This window comes from Paraburkholderia tropica (assembly GCF_900109265.1).
Taxonomy (GTDB): domain Bacteria; phylum Pseudomonadota; class Gammaproteobacteria; order Burkholderiales; family Burkholderiaceae; genus Paraburkholderia; species Paraburkholderia tropica.
In genome coordinates this window covers 171206-191452 of record NZ_FNZM01000007.1, presented here as the reverse complement: position 1 = coordinate 191452, position 20247 = coordinate 171206, and the positions used below count along the sequence as shown (strand labels likewise).

Below are 20247 nucleotides of genomic sequence, written 5' to 3'. Positions count from 1 at the left end.
TGACGGGTTCGCGACGAGCGATACGCGATCTGCGTGAGCGTTTATCGCCTCACGCGCAGCACATCACGCAAGAGCGGCCTTCACATGCTCATCGCACAGGGACAGCGCACAACGCTTCACCCAGGCGGTGCAAAATGCATTTGGTTTGCTCGTCTCGTTGGGCGCTATAACAGACAACATTACGCCCAGGCAGCGGCGGCAAACCATATCGCTCGCCGATGTCGATGGTGCCGGCAGGAGCGACTCGACGACCGAGCGCTGCGACCGCGATCCCGGCAGCGACAGCCGCACCGATTGTGGTCACGCCCCCGCCGACAAATACCTCTTCCCACGAAACCCCCGCCTCGTCGAGCGCATCAATTGCCATCTGGCGCACGCTGCAAGGCGCGGCCTGCGTTGCAAGCTTCAGTGGCGACGACGTGTCATGCTGAAAATCTTCAGCCGCCATCCATCCGAACGCCTCCTTCAGAATCTGTTGACCATCCAGTCGCCGACTATCGTGTTGCAAGACGATAGCCGCATCCAAAACGCCTTTGTCGTAGTCGTCGAGAAGATCGCGCGAGGCAGCGATGCGAAGCTCTATCACCACCATCGGATTTTCGTAGCCCAGTTGCCGCAGCAGCAGCGGAAGCTCTGCCCCGACCACATGGTGACTCATGCCGATCACCAGTTTTCGGCGCCGCTCGCCGAACGCACCCATCGCGTCTCTGTGCGCCGCTACGAGCGCGTGTGCAGAAGAAAGAAACGTGTCGCCGTCTACGGACAATCGCACGTGACGCGAAGTCCGCTCCACGAGCCGCCGCCCAAGCTGCTCCTCGAGACGCTTGATGCGCAAGCTGACCGCGGCCTGCGTCGTGTCCAGCACATGCGCCGCACGGGTAAAGCTTTTCAGATCGGCGACCAGCACAAAAGCCTGAACGGCTTCTACATCAAGACCCTTCATTCCCTGTCCATAAAGAATTCGAATCACTGAAACTGGGCGTGATCGCTATATCACCGGGAAGACCGCTGCTACGCTTGTGTCAGCCGTTTAGCCGATTGCGAAATCATTCAAAGGAGCGTTTACCGTGCTGACCGTTTTCTATGGCCACCGCCTCCCGTCCGACTACGATACAAGCAAGATCCACCTTCGTGCAAAAGAGCGCGGCTCGTTGTGGGACAACGCGCCCGACCTCTTCTACAAAGCGTTTCTCCTGCGCGAAGCAGGACGTCACGGTGCGAAAGAAACCCGTTACGCTTCGCAATACCTCTGGCGCCATGATGCGGCATTCCGCGACTTCCTCGCCACCGGACGCTACCGCAATGTGACCAATAGCTTCGGCCGTGCACCGATTGATGCACATAGCGTCCTGGACGCTTCGAAAGGTCCTGCCAGGCATGCGCGGTTCGCCTACATCGAGACGATTCGCGTCGATATCGACGCAGATCTCGATGAGGCAATCGCAAATGAAATTACTCGCAACGGCGAGACTGCGGCCCACGCGGATATCTGCGCCTCCGTCGTTAGCCTTGACGTGTCAAACTGGGTGATTACGCGCACGTTGTTATCGAAGCGAGAGCCCGAATCCCGGAACACGCACGCCGGCACGCCCTGGCAAATACTGCATCTGGCGCAACCCCTGCTAGATACGCTCGCCACGGTAGCGGGGCCACGTATCTGAGAACACGAAGACTCTCTTGAAACAACGGAGAGTCTTGTGCTTGCTGCCTGGCAGGGTCGTTACGTGGAAAGTGCCGAGGACGGCACCGGCGGCACTCGCCTGCGGATCATTGAGCGGCCCGCTTCGCCCGCTGATCGATCCACACGCGAGCCCAGCGTGAGGCATAGGCGATGGCGTGATCCGGCTCGAAGAAATAATCGAGCGCTTCGAACGAGAATGAAGATTCAACAGCCGGCAATGCCGTTTCGATGATCAGATTCGCCGCATAGAGTCCGCTTGGCAACGCATAAGCAGACGGTTCGACTTCATAGCCCTTGTATCGCATGGATGTCCCCGCAAAGACAATCGCGGACGTAATCGTCCGCCTCATTGCATGCTAGTGCGCGCAGCACGCAACGCCAACAAAGGCTTTTGCGTTAGCAAATCAGCGCTGACATCACTTCGTCATGACGATGCGCCTCATGTCCCCGCGTCGCGACAGGCGTCGATCCCCGGTCCATAAGCGTCGGCGTTCGCGTTCCGCCCCGTGCGGGCGCGACTTCACGCGAACATCAGGAGTTGCCGCGCCGCGCGAGCCGCTTTCCCCCACACCCGAACAAACCTTATCTGAGAACGCGTCGCTTTAGCTGCTACGTCGCATCCGCGTAATCGCGTTCAGATATAAACGTAGCTTTAAACACTATTAGTCGGCGCGCACGCAGCTCATATACTGCCCCCTTTGCCGATAGCGTCCTCAACGGGCGGCGCGGCCTCGCCGGGACACGACTCATGCGCTTTATTTCCGATCGCAAACCTGCGTCCTCGACTGACGGCTCGCCCACATCGGCTCGCAGACGCCGCCTGCTGGGCAGTGCTGCAATTTCGGCTCTGGCCGTCTCGCAGGCCCGGGTCGCGATGGCCGGCGCTCCTTCGGCACAGTTGCTCGAACCGCTCGACGTGCCACCCTGGACACGCACGCCGGGCGCGCCGATCCTGACTCACCCTTACGGGCTGCCGTCTTCGTTCGAGTCGCATGTGGTGCGTCGCGCGGCGCGCCAGTGGCCGATGCCAGGCGCAGCTTCTTCGCTCACGCCGCTGGCCGATCTGCACGGAACGCTGACACCGAACGGCCTCGTGTACGAGCGCCATCACGGCGGCGTGCCCGATATCGATCCGGACGCGCACCGCCTCGCCGTTCATGGCCTGGTGACGGAACCGAAGCTGTTCACGATGGACGATCTGCTGCGCCTGCCCTCGGAATCGAGCATCCATTTCATGGAGTGCTCGGGCAACACGGCCAGCGAATGGAAAGGCCCGAGTGGACTGCCGCTGCAACTGACTCACGGCTTGCTGTCGTGCTGCGAATGGACCGGCGTGCGGCTTTCGACGTTGCTCGAAGCGGTCGGCGGCAGCACACCGGCCGCGCCGGGTGCATCCCCGCGCTGGATTCTCGCGGAAGGCGCCGATGCCGCCGCGATGACTCGCTCGCTGCCACTCGATGCCATCCTCGATCGGGCGCTGGTGGTCTATGCACAAAACGGTGAGCGGCTGCGTCCGGAAAACGGTTATCCGTTGCGGCTCATCGTTCCCGGCTATGAAGGCAACACGCACGTGAAATGGCTGCGCCGCCTGAAGGTGGTGGACGGCCCGCTCGAAACCCGCGAGGAAACCTCGAAATACACCGGGCTGTTACCCGATGGCCGTGCGCGCCAGTTCGCGTTCGAAATGGATGCGAAGTCAGTCATCACGCGGCCGTCGCCGGGACAACGTCTGACGCGGCACGGCTACTATCCCGTCGTCGGCCTCGCATGGTCGGGACGCGGCACGATCCGTGGCGTCGAAGTCTCGACCGATGGCGGCATCAACTGGCAGAGCGCGCGCCTGGAGGCACCCGTGCGGGATCGCGCGCTCACGCGCTTCACCTTCGACTGGACATGGCAAGGCGGCCCGGCCACGCTGCTCTCGCGGGCCACCGACTCCACCGGCTACGTCCAGCCCACGCGCGAAGCGCTCGTCGCTGCACGCGGCCTGAATTCGTACTACCACTACAACGGCATTCAATCCTGGCGAGTCGGCGCTGACGGGAGCGTCGCCAATGCGTAAGCTGCTCACGCCACTCGTCGTCGCGAGCGCGCTGGTCACGGGCGCCTGCACGCCGGCCGTGACGACGCAAACCGTCGCTATGCCGTCCACCATCGCCGGAATCGGCACACCGCTGGACGCATCGGCCATCGCGGCCTGGGACATCGACATAGCGCCAGACGGGCGGGGGCTGCCGCCAGGCAGCGGCGATGTCCAGACCGGCGCACGGGTCTTCGCACAAAAATGCGCGGCCTGTCACGGCGCGCAGGGCGAGGGCTTGATCGGCGATCCGCTGGTGGGCGGCAGCGGCACGCTCAGGAGCACCGCCCCCAAGCGTACGGTCGGCAGCTACTGGCCTTATGCGACTACGCTGTTCGACTATATTCGCCGCGCGATGCCCTATAACGCGCCGCAATCGCTGAGTGCGGACGAGGTGTATGCCGTGAGCGCCTGGATCCTCAACCGCAACGGCATTGTGCCCGATGACGCCCGTCTGGATGCGCACTCGCTCGCCGCCGTGCGCATGCCCAATCGCGACGGCTTTGTGCCCGATCCGCGGCCCGGCACGCTGTAGAAGCTGACCGGCACGCCCCACGTCGACCCGACTCGAAAGCCCGCCTGAATCGAGCGATTCCGCAACGAATCGCTTTTCTGCATTCGCGGATTCCATACAAAAAAAGATCGCTTCCTGCGCGCGCCACGCTCGTCTAGTCTCTATATCGGCTAGAGCCCGATCACGCATCGGGCGCAAATTCATGCGGCCGATACCCGCTGCAGGATCACTTCAAGGAACGCCTATGTCGCTCATCAACACGCAGGTCAAGCCTTTCAAATCCACGGCCTATCACGGCGGCAAGTTCGTGCCCGTCAGCGAAGAAAACTTCAAGGGCAAATGGTCGGTAGTGGTGTTTTATCCGGCCGACTTCACCTTCGTCTGCCCCACCGAACTTGGCGATCTCGCCGATCACTACGCGGAATTCCAGAAACTCGGCGTCGAAATCTACGGCGTCTCCACCGATACGCATTTCACGCACAAAGCCTGGCACGATACCTCGGACACCATTGCGAAGGTGCAATACCCGCTGGTCGGCGATCCGACTGCCACCCTCGCCCGCCATTTCGACGTGCTGATCGAGGAAGAAGGTCTGGCGCTGCGCGGCACCTTCCTGATCGATCCGGAAGGCAAGATCAAGCTCTACGAAGTGCACGACAACGGCATCGGCCGCGATGCGAAAGAACTGCTGCGCAAGGTGCAGGCCGCGCAATACGTGGCGTCGCATCCGGGCGAAGTGTGCCCGGCAAAGTGGACGCCCGGCGCGCAAACCCTGACGCCGTCGCTCGATCTGGTCGGCAAGATCTAAGGGCGCGCGACCTTCCCCGGTGAGCGTCGATACCATCGCCAGAATGCGATGGCGTGGGTTGTACGCGCGAATCGCCCTATGGCGTCCGCTCTTTTGAACAATCGCGCGCGACAACTGGCGTGAATCATCATGAGCGAACTATCCTCCTCTTCCTCACCGCTAGCGTGGATCGCCGGTGTTGGCGCGAGTGCCGGACACGGTGCTGCGCTGCCCCGGCGCTTCGCGCGCGAAGCATTCACGGTGGTCCTGACCGGACGCACGGCTGAGCGCGTCGACGCCATCGCCGACAGTGACTGGCATTTGCACAGCCAGAGTCGCAGCGCGTGGACTCAGGAACTGGATCTGCGGCCATGGCGTGAGCCGTTTTGAGCTGCCATCACCCGCATTGAGCGATACGCCGCACTGCGCCAAGGCCGGCGCTCAAGTTGTCGAGGCTCAATGTAACCATCTCGCGCCGGGCAGCGCGCATCCGGTGAATTCCACCTTCGGCCGCCAGCAGACAGCAATGGCGAAGCTGGCGCGCACGCCGCTTGTCGCCAGGTTGGACTCCGGTTGCAACGGCGATGACGACAGCGACGACGACGACGACGACGGCAATCACCCGCGCCGTAATGCCGGGCGAAAAAACGCTAATAGTGTTGCCAGAAAAGCCTTCTCAGTGGTGTGTTGCCGTTTTTACAGGAAATATTGTCATTCAGGTGTTTGCTAACAAGCGCGCCTGCGACGCCTCCTTGTATCGCCCCGAACGCAGCACTGGCGCGCCAGGTCACGGAAGATCTGCACACAATCCCCCACCGGGTTGCCGTGGCGAGAAATTTGCTTCATGTCGGATCCCGACACGGTAAGTGGACCGTCATGCCAAGACCTTCGTTCTCCACGCAGCTTTTCGCGCTGTCAATTCTGGTTGCGATTCAAAGGCTGACGACGTGTCAAGCAGCGCCGATGCCGTGGCCGCGATCGCCTGCCCCGTGCCGCACCATACGGGCCTGTTCGCCTGGACATTGACGCGCGCGGCCGCCACTCGGGCCGTATGGCGAGCGGGCCGCGACGATGCTGTCGGCCGTCCTTGTCTTCCGTCGCGCTGGCGTTCGTTCATAAAGGAGAAAAATCATGCATTGGATCGACCCCGAGAGCCTTCCTGAAACCCGCGGAAAAATCGTGCATTTTCTGTTGAACCCGCACGGCGAAATCGACGGTTTCGTGCTCGATTCGCAGCAGGTTCACTTTCCGCCCCATCTCGCGAAGAAGTTGGCCCGACACGTGACACCGGGCGAGGTGGTGAGGATTCGCGGCGTGAAACCTCGCGGCGCGAACATGCTTGCCGCAGTCTGTCTCACCACCAGAAACGGCGTAGTGATACTCGACGAAGGGCCGCACCGTGGCGGCGAGAAACCTGCGAAGGCGCATCTCGAACGCAAACCCATGGAGTCCGCCGGTGAGGTGGTGCTTTCGCTGTTCGGCCCGAAAGGCGAACTGCGGGGCGCGTTGCTCGACGACGGCACGTCGTTGCGTATGCCGCCGCACGCCGCCGCCGAGTTGGCAGCCTACCTCGCTCCTGGCGCGCATATCCAGGCATGGGGGCACGGCGTCAGGTATCGACATGGGCGAACGATCGAAGTCGACGAGATCGCTGAACTGGTCGATACGCCGTCGCCCGCCTGACGTCGTGCGTGCCCCATGAACCCCCACTATGCGCTGGAGGCGCTGAGCTTCTTCATGGCCGATGTCCAGGCGGGCATCGGCCCATTTCTCGGCGTGTTTCTGCAGGCGCAGGGCTGGCATCCGCAGGCGATCGGCACGGTCATGACGGTGGGCGGCATTGCCGGCATGCTCGCGACCTCGCCGGCCGGCGCGCTGATCGATGCAACGCATCACAAACGCGGCGTCATCGTCGTCGCCGGAGCGATGACGACGCTCGCAGCGCTCGCGCTCTCAATATCGCAGAACGACTGGATGGTCGGCGCTTCACAAATCGTTAGCGCCGTGACAGGCGCAGCGCTGGGCCCGGCGATCGCCGGCCTGACGCTCGGTATCGCTCGTGAAACAGGCTTCGACCGGCAGTTCGGACGCAATCAGGTGGCCAACCACGCGGGCAACGTCGTCGGCGCGGCGCTTTCGGGCGGCCTGGGATGGAAGTACGGCTTCAGTGCGGTGTTCGTGCTGACAGGCGTATTTGGCGTGATGACCGTCATCTCGGCGCTGCTGATCCGGCGCAATGCGATCGATCATGACAGCGCGCGAGGTCTGGGGCCGTCCTCGCGGACGACGCATGAACCTGCGAGCGGGTTTCGCGTGCTGCTGACCTGTCGCCCGTTGCTCCTGCTTGCCCTGGCGCTTGCGATGTTCCATCTGGGCAATGCGGCAATGCTCCCGCTCTACGGGCTTGCCGTCGTCTCCGCCCATCAGGGCGATCCCAACGCCTTTACCGCCGCGACGATCGTCATCGCGCAACTTGTCATGCTGGTCGCGGCCGGCTTCGCGAACCGCCTTATCCGGCGCATAGGCTACTGGCGCGTCATCCTGATCACATTCTTCGCCCTGCCCTTGCGCGGCGTCGTCGCGGCGATGTTTATCGCTGCATGGGGCGTCTGGCCGGTCCAGGCGCTTGACGGGATTGGCGCCGGCCTGCAGAGCGTCGCGGTTCCGGCATTGGTCGTGCGATTGCTGCGGGGAACGGGGCGCGTCAATGTCGGGCAGGGTGTCGTCATGACCCTGCAAGGAATGGGGGCCGCGCTGAGCCCCGCAATCGGCGGCGTGCTTGCCCAGCATTTTGGCTACGCGAGCGCCTTTCTGGCACTCGGCGCCGTGTCGACCGGCTCGCTCGCGCTGTGGCTTCTCTGCGGCTCGACGCTGAAAAACGCGTGCGGCAGTCACGGTGACAACACGAACGATACGCCGCTGACAACGTGAATCCGGTGCGATTCCCCTTGAGTGTTGCGTTCGCCGCGACCGTCGGAGTCATCCGACGCTAATCCATCGCCGCGAAGCGATACGGGGCGTCGCCGGGTCGTTGGCGCTCGCCACGTACGCCGTGGTTCCTGCCGGGCCCCGCTTGGCTGTCAGCCGGCAAAGCAGGGATCGAGCGCCATCGAGCCCCGACATCCCAGCAATCGCATCAGCATTTTCTACATGTTTTCCCTGCCTGAGAGCGGTTCAGCCGAGGGCGGCACACCTATTGCTGCTAGCGGATCAGAGACTCACTACACGGCGCAAATCCGCGCGAAAAGGAGAACACCATGACGACGAAAGCAGAAGGGGTTGTTGACGAGGCAGCAGGAAAGTTGAAGGACGCCGCGGGGGCCGTGCTGGGTGATCCCGCGATGCGCATTTCGGGCAGCGCCAGGGCACTGTGCGGCGAATCGAAGCAATTGATGGCCGACGCCGCGGAGGTCGCGCGCGACGCCGTTTCCGAAAACCCGCTACTGGCCCTCGCCGCGACGGCCGCCATCGGCTTTGTCGCCGGTGCGCTCTGGGCGTCGGCGCGCGACTGATGCTCGACCGGAGCAGACGCAGGAGGCGAACATGTCGATTCAATCAAGACTGGAAAGCTGGCGTAATGTCTCGCGCTTCGCGCTGCTCTGTGTCGGTGACTATGGCGAGCTGATTTCGGTCGAGCTCGCCGAAACCCGCGCGCGTTTGACCCGCGAACTTATCGCGTTGATGGCCCTCGCTGTGAGCGGCCTTTTCACCCTCTCGTTCTTTTGCATCGCGCTGATTGCCTCCGCGTGGAACACGCCGTATTTTCTCGCGGTGGTCTGGGGAGTCGCGATCGGCTGGTTTGCCGTATCGCTCATCGCCTGGTTCGCGCACCGGGCACAGCGACCGGTGCAATCGTTCAATGTGCTGAAGCGTGAGCTTCGCGCCGATCTGGAAACGCTCAAGGAGGCACTGAAATGAACGATATCAGCGAGCGGGAAGCCCTTGTCCTCGATCGACTGGCGCTCGCGCGCGCGCAACTGCTGGCTGCGAATCTGGAACTACGCGACATGCAGAGCCGAAAAGCGCAGCGGTCGGAGCGGGCACTGACCGTGTCCAATGTCGGCCGGGCCTTGCTGGATGCGCCCATGGTGTCGCTGTTAGCGTCGATCGTGCTCGGCTCGTTAATCGTCGGTCCAAAGCGCGTCGTGCCTGTCGTCATGCGAGTCGGCGTTTCGGCATGGCTCACACGCACCGTGCGCGCTGTCATCGGACATTGATTTGCCCGGATCCTGAGCGGGGCGATGGAGATGCCTCACGGACCCGCGCGTTGCCGAGCGCCAGCAGCTCGCACGCCGCCCCCGGACAGACGTCGCTCTACGCGGTGGGAAGGCGTTGCGCGTTCGGTGCGACATTGCGCTTGCTCGGCGCTTAACAACGCATGACGAATTTCGAGGGGAATGCGATGAATTCTTTTCAATACGCGACTTCTGCCGTCCTGCTCGCCGGCTTATGCCATAGCGCCGGCGTGCTGGCCCAAGGTACGGGCACCTCGCCGTACGGTTCGGAACTCGGGCAACACACGACCGCACCCGGATCGAAGGGCGATCAGGAGCGCCGCGCGAAACTGCAGAAAAACACGGCGAAATCAAATGGGCATGCCAGTCGCCGGAGCGCGTCGGCGGTTGAAGCATCGGCGCCGCGAGCGCATCCTTCGGACGATACCGGGGCAAAATAGGCATGCCGGGCACAGGACACGCGACAGCCTTTCCATGGGCACGCTGGCTACACGAGCGCCGCGAACCGATGCGCGAATCGACTGTTTTCAGCGTGGCTTGCTCGATCGAACTCGAAGTGCGCTGGCAGTCGCCTCCAGGCGACGACAGCGTCGATCGCGCGCGCTTCGCGCTCGTCGTGCTCGTCGTGCTCGTCGTGCTCGTCGTGCTCGTCGTGCGTCTGCACGACAAGGCGTCATGGTCGATAGAAAAATGAACGGGATACCTACCGGTCGTTCGGGACGGTCGGGCGAAAGACCGTCGTCGAGGCACGCGGTGTCCTCGCACCCTGCCCCACATCCACCGGGACGACGCGGCGCGCCACCGGTTCGTCCCTTTGCGGACTCGGAATCACGGCGCACCCGCGCTTGAACGCAGCCGTCCCTGAAGCGCGCCATCGTCGCGAAGACTGAACGCCGTCGTCCCGCTGCCCATTGCGCTTTTCATTCCTCCGCGCCGTCATTCGATTTCGGGGCGCGGCTTTGCATCGCGCCCGTTGCACGATGAGGATCAGGAACGAGCAGTCGACGGGTCACGGCCACCAGCTGACCGATGTTCAATGGCTTGCGCAGATAACAGTCGTATCGAACAAAGGCCGGTGGGCTGTATTCACCCGAAACCAGGATGACCGGCATCGAAGCGAGCGTCACGTCATCCCGAATTTTCTCGCATAGCACCCCGCCTGACATGCCCGGCATGCGAAGGTCCGTGATGACGATATTCACGTCAGTGTGTTTCAGATAGCGCCACGCAGATCCGCCATCCGACGCGGTGGCGACAAGGAATTCTCCCGAGAGTGCCGCGGCGAGCGACTCCAGGGCGGCAAGGTCGTCGTCGACGAGGAGAATCCGTTTCATGAAGCGGTAAAGGTAGGCCAGAGTATGGAGGGCGCGCTAGCGCATGTCGCGTACCCGGCGGTTGCGTACGAGGTCACGCCCGGCCGGCACATGGAGTCGAGCACCGTCGAATCGCTGCGTCCGCGAAGGTGCCACGGTGTTCTTCGGGCATAACATCCGGCATAACGTCCGGCATAACATCCGGCATAACATTCGGGCAAAACACGCAGCAGGCTGCCCGCAAAAATCTGACGAAGATGGCCTGTCAGGCTGACCGGCGACCCCGCTGCACAGGCGCGTGCGTCCGGCCGATCTGCGAAACCGAGCGGCAGACGGGCGTGGACTCACGCCGTCGCACGTGGCCGGCCAGCGTCTGATACAGGCTCAGATAACGTTGCGCGGGCACCGACCAGCTGGAGTCGCGGCGCATGGCGTTGCGCTGAATGACGCGCCACAGCGGCGGAATCCCGTATGCGTCCAGAGCGCGGCCGAGCGCGTGGAAGATGTCGGCGGGACTTTCGCCGTCGAACAGGAATCCGGCCGCGTCGAGATCCCCCCTGTTCTGGCGCTCCACATCGCTCGGGAGCGTCGGGCAGTCGACAATCGTATCGGCGAGACCGCCCACGCGGGAGGCGACAGGAATCGTGCCGTAGCGCATCGCGTAGAGCTGTGTGAGACCACACGGTTCGAAACGGCTCGCGTGCAACAGGATGTCAGCGCCCGCATGCAGGCGATGCGCGCGTGTTTCGTCATAGCCGATATGCACGCCCAGGCGTCCCGGCCATGCGGCGGCCAGCGCGCTCAACTGCTGTTCGATCGCGGCGTCGCCCTGCCCCAGCACGGCGAACTGCACGCGCGGCCAGCGCGCCAGCGCGGCAGGCAACGCTTCGCCGACCACGTCGGCGAGTTTTTGCGTACTCAGACGGCTGCCGATCGCCACGAGTGGAGCGAACGGGTCGACAGGCAGGCCGTAGCTCTGCTGGAGCGCTTTCTTGCAGGCATGCTTGCCGGTGAGATCGTCCGCACCGTAGGGCTGCGCGATCATCGAGTCGGTTTGCGGATTCCAGAGCGCGTCGTCGATGCCGTTCACGATGCCGGTCAGCTTGTGGGCGTGCGCGCCCAGCACGCCTTCCATGCGGTTGCCGAAGCGCGGCGTGAGGATTTCGCGCGCATAGCGCTCGCTCACGGTGCTCAGACCGTCGGCGTGGACGATGGCCGCTTTCATGAAGCTCATCGTGTCGTAGAACTCGATGCTGCGCGGGTCGCGCGGTGCGGGCAACAGCAGGTCGGACGGAATGCCCGCATAGGGCGCGAGGCCCGGCGGATAGTTGCCCTGAAACGCCAGATTGTGGATCGTGAACAGACTGCGCGCCGATGCGCCCGCGAGCTTCATAAGAAGCGGCGTAAGGCCGGCGTGCCAATCGTGTGCGTGCACGATGCGCGGCCGCTTGACGCCGCGCACGCCGGTCGCGATGCGCGCGGCGGCCGCCGAGAGTGAGGCGAAACGCGCGAAGTTGTCCAGATAGTCGCGCCCGTGCTCATCCTGATACAGCCGGTGGCCACGGCCCGCATAGAGGTGATCCATTTCGAGCAGGAGCACGGTCACATCCGCATCCGGCATCGCAGCGCGCCAGAGCCGCGCGTCGCCGCCGGGCAGTCCGCGCAGATAGCCGATGGGAGATGGCGCCACGACCCGGTCGAACGCGCAATCGTAGCCGGGGATCAGGATGGACACGTCGATGTCGAAAAGACTGAGCGCCGAAGAGAAAGCGCTCACCATATCTCCGAGCCCGCCGCTCTTGGCCAACGGGGCCGCTTCGGCGGCGACCATCATTACGTTCAGCAAAGCACACCTCAACCGGGTAGTGGGAGCGGGCTGCTCCCAGCGCCGGAGCACATGAGCAAATTGCGCGCCACGCCGGCTGCGGGCGACCCGGTTCCGGGTTTCGCGCGGGAAAATCGGGTTCGGCGATTGCTACGGCACAGGTTTCGCAGCTCGAACCGTTGTGGGCGATCTTTCCGGGAGCAGGCAATGATCACTGCATTTGACAACGACTTCACGTCAAAACCACATGTACTGCACGTGTTCGAGCAGGACGGTGGGTGGCATTGGGGCATTACGGTGCCGCGCAGTCCAGCCGGCGGATTCCGGGTTATCGCATTCAGCGATCGAGCGTTTCGCCACGAAGTGGACGCCCGTCATGACGGCGGCAACGCAATGGGGACGCTGGTCGCCGGATGACCCTCCACTTGCGAAGGCGCCCTGCCCGGTGAGCCAGCAAGGATGTCCAGCAATGGCCTTTGGAGAAAGATCCAATGGCGAGTCATAATCCGTCATAGTGCATTCGTCATATATTGATTTGACGATTTGCAGGCTGCCCCCGGAGATCACGCGGTCGTGAACCAGCGGGGCGAACCTTCCGGCGCTTGCGTCTCAACGGCGCCTACATCTATCACCGGACGCGTCTTCCGATCGACAAGATCAAGATCGACCGCTCGTTCCTTGACCGGAAGATAGCGGGACACGAAAAAATTGTCCCCGCAGTCCTGGGACTTGCCAATGGCCTGCACATCAAGACAACGGCTGAAGGTGTCGAGGACGAAGACGTGTTTCGGTGGCTTGGTACGCTCCCCTGCGATTTTGCTCAGGGGTCTCTGTTTGGCAAGCCGATGCCGGCCCGCGACGTCACGATCCTGTTCCAGAATTGCGTCGACGTCCCGGAAGCGCGACGCGGAAAACGTGGCGATATCCAGCGGCAAGCGTAGCTTGCGCGCAACCTGAGGGCCGCCTCTCCGGAGATACCGGGTTCCTCTCCAGGCAACCTCAAAACCATGCGCGCGCTCTAAAAAACTCGCCAGCATCTCATCGCATTCCCCGCTGTCGGTCCGTCACCGTCCCGAAACAGGGCAAGGATTCAACGGGATGCGTTGGCCGCGAGCCCCCGCTGGCCCTTGCGCGTCTGCATCACCGCTGCCACGAGCAGCGCGCCCAGCACGAGGCCGCCGGCCACCACGTACAGCGCGACATCGGTGCGCCCCGTCATCTGCTTGAGCGAGCCGATCATGTATGGCGAGACAAATCCCGCGAGATTGCCGATCGAATTGATCATCGCGATGCCGGCGGCGGCCGTCACGCCGCTGAGGAACGAAGTCGGCACGGCCCAGAACAGCGAGGGAATCGAGAGCACGCCCATGTTCGCCACGCACAGCGCGACAATGCCGAGCACCGGCTCGCTCTGCCACACGACGCTCAGCACAAAGCCAACCGCCGCCATCGAAAACGCCGCGATCAAGTGCCATTTGCGCTCGCGGAAACGGTCGGCGCTATACCCGAACGCCAGCATGCAGACGATCGCGCAAAGACCCGGCACGGCGTTCAGCAGGCCGATCGCGAGCGCGTCCTTCGCGCCCATGCGCTGAATGAGCGTGGGCATCCAGAAGCTGATCGCATACAGCCCGACGTTGTAGAGAAAGTAGATCGCGACGAGCGCCCACACATAGCCGTTGGCGAGCAGCCCGCCGAAACCGTGCGCCACCTTCGCGCGGTCTTCGGCGGCCATCGCGTCGCTGAGCCAGTTCTTCTCGTCGTCGCTCAGCCAGTTGACGGTGCGAATCTGCTCGCTCATGCGCATGAAGATGTACACACCGAGCACAATCGTGGGCACGCCTTCACAGAGAATCAGCCATTGCCAGCCGCTCAGGCCGCCGAGCCCGGAGAAGAATTCGAGAATCGAGCCGGAAATCAGTCCGCCGATCACACCTGAGGAAGCCAGCGCGATATAGAACGTGCCCCAGGCGCGTCCGCGCCGTGCGGCGGGAAACCACTGCGACATGTAGTAAATCGCGCCCGGAATGAAACCCGCTTCGGCGAGACCGAGCAGGAAACGCATGACGTAAAACTGCATCGGCGTGCGCACGAAAATGGTCGCGCACGACAGCAAGCCCCACGTGATCATGATGCGCGAGATCCAGCGTCGCGCACCTACGCGATGCAGAATGACATTGCTCGGTATTTCCAGCAGGAAGTAGCCGACGAAGAAAATGCCCGCCCCGAAACCATAAACGGCGTCGCTGAATTGCAGCTCGTTTGCCATCTGCAATTTCGCGAAGCCGACATTCACGCGGTTCAAATAGGAAAAGAAAAAGCCGAGCATCAGCACCGGCAAGATGCGTAACGACACTTTGCGAAACAGGGCGTTTTCGTCGATGGACATACTTGTCTCCTGATATGTTTTTTGTGCGCGCAGCACGTGCGCGACTTTGTCGGGCGTCGCTCGCGCGTCGCCCGGTTGTTGCCTTCTCAGCCGACGCGATAAAAGCGCTGTGCCGTGCCCGCGAACAGCGCGCGCAACTCGCTTTCGGTGGCGTGGGGCAAAGCGCCAATCACATCGGCGACGATTTCGGTGAAAGTCGCCGAGAGATTGCCGACCGGCAGATTGCTCGCGAACATCGACCGCTCGAAGCCGAACAGATCCACGGCTTCGCGAATCACGCGGCGGTTGCTCGCGCTGTCCCACGTCCCGTTCGGCAGACCCAGTTCGGATACCTTAAGAAATACATTGGGGCAATCCGCCAGTGCCTGCATGCCGCGCCGCCAGATCGCCACCCCCGCTTCCGAGCGGTCGAGCGGCAGACCCAGATGGTTCGTCACGATGGGCGTATTCGGGAACGCGCGCGCGACGTCGGCCGCTTCTTCCAGATGCCAGTACGGCACGCGCAAATCCCACGAAAAGCCGAAGCGTTCGAGCATGGCGAGACCGCGCAGCCATGCCTCGTCCTGCATCGTGCCGGGCTGGCCGCGCACCGATTCGCCGGGGCCCGACGAGATTTCCGGCTTCGAGCGCACGCCGCGCGCGAGCGGGCTTTTCGCGTGACCCGCGAGGACCGCTTCGCAGTCGGGCTGCACGAAGAACACATGGCCGACGATGGCGCTCGGCAATCCCGTTGCCGCGTTCAGCCGCGTGAGAAATTCGGTTTCCTGCACCTGCTCGCGGCGCGAGCGTTCCGCTTCCACATGCACGGTGCCGATCACGTCGAAACCCGCCGTCGCCGCGCGATATTGCGGCGGCAGGAAGTTCTGGCACATGCGGCGGTAGTCGCCGAGGAAGAAGTGCTCGTCGTAGTCGTCGGTGAGCCACGGGAAATGGCCGTCGCCGAGATCCCAGAAGTGATGGTGCGCATCGAAGATCGGTAGATCGAAACCGAGCGCATTGGCCGATGCGTTGCTGCTTGCCGTGGAAGTCATCGTGGAGTCCTTGTAGAAGGATTCGACAGGTCGACGGGCCGATACACCCGCGTCGCCGTGTCGTGAAAAAAGGCGCGCTGCTCCGCGGCGCTCCACGCCGACACCAGCGTTTTAAAGCCGTCGATGAGCGCGTCGAGCGAAAGAAACAGGCCGTCGACGGGAAAATTGCTGCCGAACATGAGCCGTTGCGCCCCGAATAGTTCGCGCAGCGTGCCGAGCACGTCGCGGTTCGCTTCCACGCTCCACGGCTGGCCCGCTTCGCACAGACCGGACACCTTCACGACGGTATTCGGCCGCGCCGCGAGCGGCGCGAGCGCTTCGCGCCATCCATGCAGCGTGCTGGCCGTGCGGTTGCCGGGCACACCCGCGTGATTGACGATCAGCATCGTGTCGGGAAAATCGCGCGCGAGCGCCGCCGCTTCGCGCAGATGACGCCAAGGCGTTTGCAGCTCGAAATGCAGGCCGTATTGCGCGAGTTGCGCGTAGCCGTCGCGCCAGCGGCCGTTCGACATCAGCGTGTTGCCCGACGAGGCGTGCGCGTGCGCGGGTTTGTGGCGCACGCTGCGCACGAGTTCGAAGCGGCTTTGCGCGGCCAGCACCTCGGCGACATCGGCGGCGTCGAGCCAGGCCTGCGCCGCCATCGCGTTCGGCAAACCGTGCTCGCGCGCGAGCGCCGTGACGAAGCGCGTTTCGTCGAGCGGCGTGGCCGGGTCCCATTCCGCTTCCACGTAGACGGTAGCGACCACGTCGTGAGCGGCCGCGTCGCGGCGATAGTCGGCAGGCAGATAGTCGCGCTTGATGGCCTCGTAGTCGCCGTAGCGATGCGGCACGCGCACGCCCGGCGCGAGCCACGGATGATGTCGCCCCGCGAGCGCCCAGAAGTGCTGGTGCGCGTCGACGATGGGGCCGTCGTACTTCGTGTTCATGTGCGTTCCGCCGTATGCGTGGCGGCGCTTGCCGTGCTCGCACTGCCTGCATGGCTCACAAGCGGCTTCGCGCCGAAGTCGATCAGCAGCGAGCCGATCAGATAGGTCAGCGCGCTCGCCGCGAGAAACAGCAGCGCCATGTGATAGCCGCCCGTCATCTGCACGATTACGCCGACCACGATCGGCACCGCGATCGCTCCGCCCGTGCCCGCGAAGTTCATCACGCCGCCCACCAGCCCGACTTGCTCGCGCGGCGCGAGCATCGCGGGAATCAGCCAGTAGAGACCGCCCCACAGGTGGAAGAACACGCCGATGGCGAGCACGGCCACGGCGAGGCGCACGTCTTCGACGAACGGCAGCGCCACGAGGCACAGCAACGACATGCCGCCCGACACGCCGAACAGCAGTTTCATCGCCCGCGCGCGCGGCATCACGCGTTGCAGCCAGTCGGCGATCGCGCCCGAGAGAATTTCGCCCAGCGCGCCCGCGAGAAAGATCGCGAACGTGGCGATGCCCATACTGCGGATATCGAGTCCGCGTCCCGCCGAAAGATAGTTAGGCCCCCAGGTGACCAGACCGAAGAACACCGTGGCCCAGCCGATCCGCCCGATCACCATGGCGGCGAGCGTGCCGCGCGTGAGCGGCGCGCGTGCGGCGCCGCCAGGCATTTCGCCGGCCACGCGTTTGGCCTCGCGAATCTCGTGCGCTTCCGCGGCGTCGAGGCGCGCGTGCTGTTCCGGCGTTTCGCGCAGCATCAGATAGACGGCGACGCCGAGCACCACGGTCGAAATGCCGACCACGATGAATGCGGTACGCCACGAGCCCGACGCGCCGATCAGCGCGCTGATGACGAGCCCGCCCACCGCCGATCCGAGCGGCGCGCCGCTGTCGATCAGTGTGAGACCGCGCGCGCGTTCGCCGGGCGGCAGCCACGCGGCGGCGAGCTTGGTCGCGGAAGGCATGTAGGGCGCTTCGAACACGCCGAGGCCGATACGCGTGAGCAGCAGCATCACGCCGTTGATCGCGAATCCGGCGACGCACTGAAAACCGCCCCACAGCACCGCGGCGATGCCGATCATGCGGCGCGCGCCGAAGCGGTCGGCGGCCCAGCCCGCGGGAATCTGGAACGTGCTGTAGGTCCAGAAGAACGCGGAGAGCACGAGACCTTGCATCGCCGGGCTCAACGCGAACTCATGCACGATCGACGGCATGCCGACCGAGAGCGACATCCGGTCGATGCAGTTCACCGTATAGAGCGCGAACAGCATCAGGATCATGCGCCAGCGCGTCGTGGCGAGCAGCGCGCGCAGCGAGCGCGGCTTGTCCTGCGCCGGCGGGAGCGCAGGGGACGCGTGAGGCGCGTGGGGCGCGTGGGGCGAATGAGCGTCGGTATCGGTTTGCATGGTCTCCTCCGGGTATCGTCTCGTCTATCGCATGGCGGGCGTCGCCGCCGAATCCGCTTACCAGCGTGCGCCGAACGTCGTGCGCAACTCGTCGATCTGGTCCTCGCCGAGCGGCTCGACGCTCCTGCCCTGCGCCTGCATCATCAGAACGAGGCGTGCCGTTTCCTCGAGTTCTTCGAGCATCGCGGACGCTTCGCGCAGGCTGCGATGCCATACCACCGGCCCGAGCCGTTCGAGCAGCACGCCGCGCACGCTGCCCGCGAGCTCGCGCACGCGCTCGGCCACCTGCGGGTCGCCCGGGCGGCAATAGGGAATCAGCGGAACGTGGCCGACCTTCATCACGTAGTACGGCGTGATCGGCGGCAGCACATCGTCCGCGCGCCAGACGCCCGCGAGCGTGAGCGCGACGAGGTGCGTCGAATGCGTGTGCACGACCGCGTGCATGTCGGGCTGATGGTCGTAGACGGCGCGGTGCAGCGCGAGCGTCTTGGACGGCTTGTCGCCGGCCACCCATTCGCCCGCCGCGCTCACCTTGGCGATGCGCGCGGGATCGAGATCGCCGAGACACGCGTCGGTGGGCGTGATGAGCCAGCCGTCGTCGAGCCGCGCGCTGATGTTGCCCGCCGTGCCCGCCGCGTAACCGCGATCGAAGAGACTTTTGCCGATGCGCGCGATCGCTTCGCGCAGCGTGCTTTCCTGATTCATGGAGATCCTGGTCATGACTGAAGCGCGAGGGCGCGCGTGAAGAAGTCCGTGCCGCCGAAATTGCCGGATTTGAGCGCGAGCGCGATGGGGCCGTGCGGGCCGTCACCGATCGTCCAGGGCACGCCCGGATCGATCGGCGCGCCGATACGCAGCCGCGAGACGCCCAGCGCCTGCACTACCGCTCCCGAGGTTTCGCCGCCCGCCACCGCGAAGCGATGCACGCCGCGCTGCGCGAGTTCGCGCGCGATGGCGGCCAGCGCGCCTTCCACGAGCTGCCCTGCCCGTTCGACGCCCAGTTGCGACTGGATCGCGCCCAGTTCCCCGGACGCGGCCGTCGCGTAGATCAGCACGGTTTCGTCGGGGTGTTGATCGAAGAACGCGAGCGCGGCGTCCACCACCGGCTCGCCGGCGGCGAGCGCGAGCGGATCGATGCGCAGCGCGGGACGGCTCGCGCGCCAGTGCGCGACCTGCGCCTGGCTCGCGCGCGAGCTGCTGCCGGCGAGCACCACCGCGCGGCCGCCCACGGCGGGCAGTTGCGCGGCCGCTTCGCCCGCACCGAGCAAACCGGCGCGGCGGAAGTTGTCCGGCAGACCGATGGCGAGGCCCGAGCCGCCCGTGAGCAGCGGCGCGTCGGCGAACGCCTGGCCCAGCGAGCGCAGATCGTCGTTCGACACGGCGTCGGCAATCGCGAGGCCCACGCCTTGCGCGCGCAGTTTCGCCGTCGCCTCGCGCGTGGGCTGCTCGCCCGCGGCGATCGCGTCGTAGCGCAGCAGGCCGACCGGCAGCGTGCTTTGCGCAGCCAGCACGCGCACGAGATTCGGGTCGGTCATCGGCGTGAGCGGATGCTTTTCCATTCCCGATTCGCTGAGCAGCGCGTCGGCCACGAACAGATAGCCGCGATACACCGTGCGGCCGTTCTCGGGGAACGCGGGACAGGCGATGGCGAAATCCGTCCCGAGTGCCTTCATCAGCGCCTCGGCAACCGGGCCGATATTCCCGGCGGGCGTCGAGTCGAAGGTCGAGCAGTATTTGAAATAGAACTGGCGGCAGCCCTGCGCCTGAAGCCACGCGAGCGCGGCGAGCGACTGCGCGACGGCCTCGCCGGCGGGAATCGTGCGCGACTTGAGCGCGACCACGAGGGCGTCGGCCGCGACGGGCTCAGCGCCGCGCGGCACGTCAATGAGCTGCACCGTGCGCATGCCGCCGCGGACCAACATGCTGGCGAGGTCGGTCGCGCCGGTGAAGTCGTCCGCGATGCAGCCGAGCAGCGGCGCGTTCGGGGCTGTTTGCAGATTAGGGGTCATTGCCTTCTTCTCCTCAATGTCAACCGATTATAGCCTCGATGTTCTAATATGTTA

Annotated in this window: 24 protein-coding genes and 1 pseudogene; 15 read left to right on the top strand and 10 right to left on the bottom strand. The window is 64.4% G+C overall.

Annotated features, from left to right (window positions below; genetic code table 11):
• Positions 1 to 88 precede the first annotated feature (88 nt).
• Positions 89 to 943 (bottom strand): LysR family transcriptional regulator, encoded by an 855-nt coding sequence (locus BMY06_RS13285; protein ID WP_074983608.1) that lies wholly within the window; start codon positions 941 to 943, stop codon positions 89 to 91.
• A 124-nt stretch (positions 944 to 1067) separates the two neighbouring features.
• Here BMY06_RS13285 and BMY06_RS13280 point away from each other — a divergent pair, with 124 nt between their 5' ends.
• Positions 1068 to 1661 (top strand): DUF4865 family protein, encoded by a 594-nt coding sequence (locus BMY06_RS13280; RefSeq protein WP_074983606.1) that lies wholly within the window; start codon positions 1068 to 1070, stop codon positions 1659 to 1661.
• A 106-nt stretch (positions 1662 to 1767) separates the two neighbouring features.
• Here the strand turns inward: BMY06_RS13280 and BMY06_RS13275 are convergent, their stop codons facing one another.
• A complete protein-coding gene (locus BMY06_RS13275) occupies positions 1768 to 1986 on the bottom strand; it encodes a hypothetical protein (RefSeq protein WP_080180506.1) in 219 nt (72 codons plus the stop codon).
• 443 nt (positions 1987 to 2429) lie between these two features.
• Between BMY06_RS13275 and soxC the strand changes: the two genes are divergently transcribed.
• The 12 genes and pseudogenes from soxC (at position 2430) to BMY06_RS39590 (ending at position 9991) form a co-directional block, all read left to right on the top strand.
• Entirely contained in the window at positions 2430 to 3743 is a 1314-nt protein-coding gene (soxC, locus tag BMY06_RS13270) for a sulfite dehydrogenase (protein ID WP_074983602.1), read from the top strand.
• Entirely contained in the window at positions 3736 to 4296 is a 561-nt protein-coding gene (locus tag BMY06_RS13265) for a c-type cytochrome (protein ID WP_065058424.1), read from the top strand. The genes soxC and BMY06_RS13265 overlap by 8 nt, the downstream gene beginning before the upstream one ends.
• A 223-nt stretch (positions 4297 to 4519) precedes the next feature.
• Positions 4520 to 5083, top strand: coding sequence for an alkyl hydroperoxide reductase subunit C (gene ahpC, locus BMY06_RS13260; protein WP_074983601.1), 564 nt, complete (start codon positions 4520 to 4522; stop codon positions 5081 to 5083).
• A 129-nt stretch (positions 5084 to 5212) separates the two neighbouring features.
• Positions 5213 to 5371: pseudogene (locus tag BMY06_RS38105) on the top strand (glucose 1-dehydrogenase); the annotation flags it as partial.
• Positions 5372 to 5438: 67 nt separating this feature from the next.
• Complete coding sequence (locus BMY06_RS38645; RefSeq protein WP_124263133.1) at positions 5439 to 5792, top strand: hypothetical protein; 354 nt, start codon at positions 5439 to 5441, stop codon at positions 5790 to 5792.
• A 401-nt stretch (positions 5793 to 6193) separates the two neighbouring features.
• Positions 6194 to 6745, top strand: a complete 552-nt coding sequence (locus BMY06_RS13255) for a hypothetical protein (protein WP_074983599.1) — start codon at positions 6194 to 6196, stop codon at positions 6743 to 6745.
• A 15-nt stretch (positions 6746 to 6760) separates the two neighbouring features.
• Positions 6761 to 7993 (top strand): MFS transporter, encoded by a 1233-nt coding sequence (locus BMY06_RS13250; protein WP_074983598.1) that lies wholly within the window; start codon positions 6761 to 6763, stop codon positions 7991 to 7993.
• Between the two features lie 326 nt (positions 7994 to 8319).
• Positions 8320 to 8574, top strand: a complete 255-nt coding sequence (locus BMY06_RS13245) for a CsbD family protein (RefSeq protein WP_065058419.1) — start codon at positions 8320 to 8322, stop codon at positions 8572 to 8574.
• A gap of 31 nt (positions 8575 to 8605) precedes the next feature.
• A complete protein-coding gene (locus tag BMY06_RS13240) occupies positions 8606 to 8980 on the top strand; it encodes a phage holin family protein (protein ID WP_065058418.1) in 375 nt (124 codons plus the stop codon).
• Positions 8977 to 9279, top strand: a complete 303-nt coding sequence (locus BMY06_RS13235) for a hypothetical protein (protein ID WP_074983596.1) — start codon at positions 8977 to 8979, stop codon at positions 9277 to 9279. Before BMY06_RS13240 ends, BMY06_RS13235 begins: the two co-directional genes overlap by 4 nt.
• Before the next feature lie 161 nt (positions 9280 to 9440).
• A complete protein-coding gene (locus BMY06_RS38635; RefSeq protein WP_110327414.1) occupies positions 9441 to 9737 on the top strand; it encodes a hypothetical protein in 297 nt (98 codons plus the stop codon).
• A 68-nt stretch (positions 9738 to 9805) separates the two neighbouring features.
• Positions 9806 to 9991, top strand: a complete 186-nt coding sequence (locus tag BMY06_RS39590) for a hypothetical protein (RefSeq protein ID WP_074983594.1) — start codon at positions 9806 to 9808, stop codon at positions 9989 to 9991.
• A 226-nt stretch (positions 9992 to 10217) separates the two neighbouring features.
• Here the strand turns inward: BMY06_RS39590 and BMY06_RS13225 are convergent, their stop codons facing one another.
• A complete protein-coding gene (locus tag BMY06_RS13225; RefSeq protein ID WP_074983593.1) occupies positions 10218 to 10631 on the bottom strand; it encodes a response regulator in 414 nt (137 codons plus the stop codon).
• Positions 10632 to 10875: 244 nt separating this feature from the next.
• Complete coding sequence (gene glgA, locus BMY06_RS13220; protein ID WP_080180508.1) at positions 10876 to 12444, bottom strand: glycogen synthase GlgA; 1569 nt, start codon at positions 12442 to 12444, stop codon at positions 10876 to 10878.
• Positions 12445 to 12642: 198 nt separating this feature from the next.
• On the opposite strand from glgA, the gene BMY06_RS13215 reads away from it, so the two are divergent.
• Both BMY06_RS13215 and BMY06_RS40645 read left to right on the top strand, forming a co-directional pair.
• Complete coding sequence (locus tag BMY06_RS13215; protein WP_074983591.1) at positions 12643 to 12852, top strand: hypothetical protein; 210 nt, start codon at positions 12643 to 12645, stop codon at positions 12850 to 12852.
• A gap of 185 nt (positions 12853 to 13037) precedes the next feature.
• Positions 13038 to 13376: an EAL domain-containing protein gene (locus BMY06_RS40645; RefSeq protein WP_074983590.1), complete on the top strand. Its 339-nt coding sequence runs from the start codon at positions 13038 to 13040 to the stop codon at positions 13374 to 13376.
• Positions 13377 to 13525: 149 nt separating this feature from the next.
• Here the strand turns inward: BMY06_RS40645 and BMY06_RS13205 are convergent, their stop codons facing one another.
• The 6 genes from BMY06_RS13205 to otnK form a co-directional block, all read right to left on the bottom strand.
• Complete coding sequence (locus BMY06_RS13205) at positions 13526 to 14824, bottom strand: MFS transporter (protein ID WP_074983588.1); 1299 nt, start codon at positions 14822 to 14824, stop codon at positions 13526 to 13528.
• A gap of 86 nt (positions 14825 to 14910) precedes the next feature.
• Positions 14911 to 15855: an amidohydrolase family protein gene (locus tag BMY06_RS13200; RefSeq protein ID WP_065058413.1), complete on the bottom strand. Its 945-nt coding sequence runs from the start codon at positions 15853 to 15855 to the stop codon at positions 14911 to 14913.
• Complete coding sequence (locus BMY06_RS13195; protein WP_074983586.1) at positions 15852 to 16781, bottom strand: amidohydrolase family protein; 930 nt, start codon at positions 16779 to 16781, stop codon at positions 15852 to 15854. Before BMY06_RS13195 ends, BMY06_RS13200 begins: the two co-directional genes overlap by 4 nt.
• Positions 16778 to 18184: an MFS transporter gene (locus BMY06_RS13190; protein WP_080180509.1), complete on the bottom strand. Its 1407-nt coding sequence runs from the start codon at positions 18182 to 18184 to the stop codon at positions 16778 to 16780. The genes BMY06_RS13195 and BMY06_RS13190 overlap by 4 nt, the downstream gene beginning before the upstream one ends.
• Positions 18185 to 18241: 57 nt before the next feature.
• Positions 18242 to 18889: a 3-oxo-tetronate 4-phosphate decarboxylase gene (gene otnC / locus BMY06_RS13185; RefSeq protein WP_173816855.1), complete on the bottom strand. Its 648-nt coding sequence runs from the start codon at positions 18887 to 18889 to the stop codon at positions 18242 to 18244.
• Positions 18890 to 18900: 11 nt separating this feature from the next.
• Complete coding sequence (otnK, locus tag BMY06_RS13180) at positions 18901 to 20193, bottom strand: 3-oxo-tetronate kinase (RefSeq protein WP_074983584.1); 1293 nt, start codon at positions 20191 to 20193, stop codon at positions 18901 to 18903.
• Between the last annotated feature and the right edge of the window lie 54 nt (positions 20194 to 20247).

Excerpts from the sequence above, each read along its gene's own strand:
- BMY06_RS13250 (WP_074983598.1), top strand. The coding sequence starts at position 6,761 with ATGAACCCCCACTATGCGCTGGAGGCGCTGAGCTTCTTCATGGCCGAT.
- ahpC (WP_074983601.1), top strand. The coding sequence starts at position 4,520 with ATGTCGCTCATCAACACGCAGGTCAAGCCTTTCAAATCCACGGCCTAT.
- BMY06_RS13190 (WP_080180509.1), bottom strand. The coding sequence starts at position 18,184 with ATGCAAACCGATACCGACGCTCATTCGCCCCACGCGCCCCACGCGCCT.
- BMY06_RS13245 (WP_065058419.1), top strand. The coding sequence starts at position 8,320 with ATGACGACGAAAGCAGAAGGGGTTGTTGACGAGGCAGCAGGAAAGTTG.
- BMY06_RS13195 (WP_074983586.1), bottom strand. The coding sequence starts at position 16,781 with ATGAACACGAAGTACGACGGCCCCATCGTCGACGCGCACCAGCACTTC.
- otnK (WP_074983584.1), bottom strand. The coding sequence starts at position 20,193 with ATGACCCCTAATCTGCAAACAGCCCCGAACGCGCCGCTGCTCGGCTGC.
- BMY06_RS13215 (WP_074983591.1), top strand. The coding sequence starts at position 12,643 with ATGATCACTGCATTTGACAACGACTTCACGTCAAAACCACATGTACTG.
- BMY06_RS39590 (WP_074983594.1), top strand. The coding sequence starts at position 9,806 with ATGCGCGAATCGACTGTTTTCAGCGTGGCTTGCTCGATCGAACTCGAA.
- BMY06_RS13200 (WP_065058413.1), bottom strand. The coding sequence starts at position 15,855 with ATGACTTCCACGGCAAGCAGCAACGCATCGGCCAATGCGCTCGGTTTC.
- BMY06_RS13255 (WP_074983599.1), top strand. The coding sequence starts at position 6,194 with ATGCATTGGATCGACCCCGAGAGCCTTCCTGAAACCCGCGGAAAAATC.
- glgA (WP_080180508.1), bottom strand. The coding sequence starts at position 12,444 with ATGATGGTCGCCGCCGAAGCGGCCCCGTTGGCCAAGAGCGGCGGGCTC.
- otnC (WP_173816855.1), bottom strand. The coding sequence starts at position 18,889 with ATGAATCAGGAAAGCACGCTGCGCGAAGCGATCGCGCGCATCGGCAAA.
- BMY06_RS13205 (WP_074983588.1), bottom strand. The coding sequence starts at position 14,824 with ATGTCCATCGACGAAAACGCCCTGTTTCGCAAAGTGTCGTTACGCATC.
- BMY06_RS13265 (WP_065058424.1), top strand. The coding sequence starts at position 3,736 with ATGCGTAAGCTGCTCACGCCACTCGTCGTCGCGAGCGCGCTGGTCACG.
- BMY06_RS13225 (WP_074983593.1), bottom strand. The coding sequence starts at position 10,631 with ATGAAACGGATTCTCCTCGTCGACGACGACCTTGCCGCCCTGGAGTCG.
- soxC (WP_074983602.1), top strand. The coding sequence starts at position 2,430 with ATGCGCTTTATTTCCGATCGCAAACCTGCGTCCTCGACTGACGGCTCG.
- BMY06_RS13240 (WP_065058418.1), top strand. The coding sequence starts at position 8,606 with ATGTCGATTCAATCAAGACTGGAAAGCTGGCGTAATGTCTCGCGCTTC.
- BMY06_RS13285 (WP_074983608.1), bottom strand. The coding sequence starts at position 943 with ATGAAGGGTCTTGATGTAGAAGCCGTTCAGGCTTTTGTGCTGGTCGCC.
- BMY06_RS13235 (WP_074983596.1), top strand. The coding sequence starts at position 8,977 with ATGAACGATATCAGCGAGCGGGAAGCCCTTGTCCTCGATCGACTGGCG.
- BMY06_RS38635 (WP_110327414.1), top strand. The coding sequence starts at position 9,441 with ATGACGAATTTCGAGGGGAATGCGATGAATTCTTTTCAATACGCGACT.
- BMY06_RS13275 (WP_080180506.1), bottom strand. The coding sequence starts at position 1,986 with ATGCGATACAAGGGCTATGAAGTCGAACCGTCTGCTTATGCGTTGCCA.